At 29.3% G+C, this 3,312-nt stretch carries 2 protein-coding genes; both read right to left on the reverse strand.

The window, feature by feature from the left end; genetic code table 11:
• Nucleotides 1-261: 261 nt before the first annotated feature.
• Nucleotides 262-990: a hypothetical protein gene (locus tag GB234_RS14875; RefSeq protein ID WP_151895367.1), complete on the reverse strand. Its 729-nt coding sequence runs from the start codon at nt 988-990 to the stop codon at nt 262-264.
• Between the two features lie 160 nt (nt 991-1,150).
• Nucleotides 1,151-3,157: an ATP-binding protein gene (locus GB234_RS14880; protein ID WP_151895369.1), complete on the reverse strand. Its 2,007-nt coding sequence runs from the start codon at nt 3,155-3,157 to the stop codon at nt 1,151-1,153.
• Between the last annotated feature and the right edge of the window lie 155 nt (nt 3,158-3,312).

Genomic DNA, 3,312 nt, shown 5'->3' on the forward strand with positions numbered 1-3,312 from the left:
GATGAACCAGAAACTTGTAATAGAATTTTTTATATTTTTCTTGATAATATAAATTGAACCTTTTTTGTTGAGTTTTAGAGTATTTCAAAATGCTTGTTCCTTATTTTTATCATAATGTTTTACAACGGTTACGTATAAGAATAGTGCGTAGTTTGAGTGCGAGGATTTTCCGAAGGAAAATCGGATGCAAGCAAACAAGCACTAACCTTTGATTTAGGAATAAACTTACGCATTATTTTTATACAATGTTACCACACGTATTTATTTTTCATTTTCAATTAACCAATCTAAACTTTGGTCAAAATATTTCTTTAAAGATTTGTCTAAAAATTGGCTGTAATCCCTTTTTTCATTCCGTTCATTAGATAACCAAGCCATTGCATAAGCAATTATCTGCTCAGGTAAATAACCTTGACTACTCGATTGCCAACCAAATCCTTGAGAACTGAATTGAAAGCGAGAATTACCAATAAAAATTCCAAACCCATATGTGATTGCAGTAAAGTCAGTCAGGAATTCATCATTTTCTTCAATTCTATTTTCTCCTAATAAAATCTGATGAGACAATTCATGGGATATTGTTGCTATTAGCGAAACAGGGTTTTTTAATTGCCCTCTTTCGATTGATATTAATGTTTCTTTTTTGGTTTGCTGATAAGTTCCGCTTGCACTTTTCCAACTTCCATTTATATCCGCTGGTGTCGTCAATATTGTTCCGTCTGCCATTTCAATTGGCTGGTCAGAAAAGAATTCGAGTTTTATTTCAGTTTCTCGAATATTCATAAGTTCCATTGTCCGTTTGAGTATGAACTCTGCATCTTTTTCAGTTCCGTCAAAAGTTCTGTCGTAAAAATCTTTTGTTGGCGTTACTGTTCGGATTTCCATAAAATGCTCTTCGCCAAATTCTGTCCGTAACCAAATAAGGTCTTCATCAACCCAAACTTTATCTTCTTTGGTAATCGGTAATTTTGTCTTTTTATTCCAGAACATTTTTAGTTGGTCATATGTGTGGTAACGTGTTTGTATATGGTTTGTTGCGTGGTTTAAGCAACTAATTTAGTAAATAATTACCGACCAAGAAAGTCCGCGAGGACTTTCGTAAGTAGGCGAGAAGCCAGCAATAAATTATATACGGTGTTGGCAACTGGCTTTATTCATTCACAATTTTTCTTAATAATTCTGTTGGTTTATCTTTATCTAAATAAACACCTTTACTTTCCAAATCTTCAATAACCGAATTCTTAAATTCAAGTTTATGAATTAAGTGTTTATGTCTTATGTCAAATATCTTGAATAAATCATCCCAAGTCATAGCATAAATTTCATAATTACGTACTGACTCAACTAAAAATCTCTTTCCTTTTCCTTTATTGGATTCATATCTATCTTTAATCCAATTATCTACTTTTTTTCCAACAAGAATTAATTTCCAAGTTCTTAATTCACTAACGAATTTAGGTTCATTTATAATAAACCTTATATATTCTTCTATTTGGTCAAACTGTGATTTTCCAATTACTACACTTGGTCTTTTAAGTTCAACTATTATATTTTCTTCAATTGTATATTGGTCGCTATTTGGGTCTGTTTTTTCAGCTTGTCTTGCAATAAATATATCAGGTCTTTTAAGTTTATCTTTTGACTTTAATTTCTCTTCATTTTTTTTGCCTGATTCTATAAAGTCTAAATAGTTATTTAGAGATGTTTCAAAATTTTTGTCAGCTGAAACTAAATGATATTGCTCTCCAAATAGCCAATAATTATTTTCAATTATTTTTTGAATGTGGTCTCGTTCGTTGGTGAATTTTTCTAACTCAAACACCATTTGCTTTATAGTATTTACAACATTAAAACGTCCTTCTAATAAATTGACTAATTCTACAATACTTGAAATCTTTGTTTTTTTAAGAGTATTTGAAAGTTCTATTCTTTCTTCGTCTGACAAATCAGTTATATTTTCTAATATCTCTAAAATATTTTCTCTTTGCTCAGTATCTAAAAGTAAATTTAAAAAACCAACTAAAGTTTTGCTTTGTGCTTGTTTTAAGCCTTGAAATATTTTTGGTTGGATACAATAAATTTCTTTGACCACATTTTCTAAATCTTTTTTTCTAATTTGGTCGTAAGAATTATTCTTAAATATTGGGAATATTTTCTTTGAATTATAATCATCAATTAGCTTTACAGCTTTTTCATCTCTAATGAATAATTTTTCTTCTTGAGTTATAAAATCGTTTAATAAACCGATAAGATTTTTAAAAGTAATATCGCTTTGATTATTTCCGTTTAAACCTAAAGTTGGTTGGTCAGATTTTGTAAGCTGAAAAGTATCAAAATATTCGGATACTACATAAACAGAATGATGAAAGTCAACTGCTTTATTATTAAATGAAGTATGCTTTCTTGCAACTTCTTCTTGTCCTTTATTTAAGAAGTAATAAAAATATTTGTCACCTATATTTTTATTCCATCTTATATAACTAATTTTAAAAGTTTGTCCATTAAAAGTTTCTTCAAATTCTCTAAAATCGCCAATTGTATTCCAATAGTCAAGGTCAATTCCATTAATTTTTATTTTATAATCAGACTCCTTGTTTAAAAACAGAAACCAACCAAATTCACTTGCTAAATAATCTATAAATTCCTCACTTTCTAATAAGTCTCCAGTTAATGAATGAAATGATTCAAAATTGACTTTTGTTCCTGTCTTTTTGCTTAATGATACAATTTTATCAGACGTTTGAAAGTCTTGTAGTTTTTCCTTTGAAATTGTAATATTATATTTTAAGAAATCTGAATTTTCGGTTTCAAATGTAGTTTCCCAAATTGCTTTATTACAAAAATTAGTAAATGAAAAACGACCTTTACCAGCTTTTCCTTTTATGAAACCATTTTGGTCAAAAGTTTTTGTTTTTTGGGAATCCATAAACTGACCAAAAGTATCTCCAATTTTAGTTAGATTAATTCCTGAGCCATTATCGGAAATTGAAAATGAATTAATATAACCTACGTCGTTTGAATCAAAGTTTATTTCAATCATTGTTCCATTAGCATCAAATCCATTCCAGATATATTCTGCTATTGCTTTTTTGAAATCTGAAGGTAAACCACTTCGCTCAATGCTTTTTGTGGTGATTTTTGCTGTATGTTTTTTCATTAGCTGTTTGTATGTTTAGCTTGTTGCCAACGGATTTGTATATGAGCAGTGCGGAGGAAGAAAGGTGAAAGCCTTTCGGACGTACCCGAGCTGATTTTTACAAATTTCGTTTATTAAATTTTTTTTTGCAATAAGTCGAATTTGTAAAAATTCGG

The sequence above is a fragment of the Patiriisocius marinistellae genome (assembly GCF_009014635.1).
GTDB classification, from domain to species: Bacteria; Bacteroidota; Bacteroidia; order Flavobacteriales; family Flavobacteriaceae; genus Patiriisocius; species Patiriisocius marinistellae.

Coding starts and splice junctions, on each gene's coding strand:
- GB234_RS14875 (WP_151895367.1), bottom strand. CDS start 990: ATGTTCTGGAATAAAAAGACAAAATTACCGATTACCAAAGAAGATAAA.
- GB234_RS14880 (WP_151895369.1), bottom strand. CDS start 3,157: ATGAAAAAACATACAGCAAAAATCACCACAAAAAGCATTGAGCGAAGT.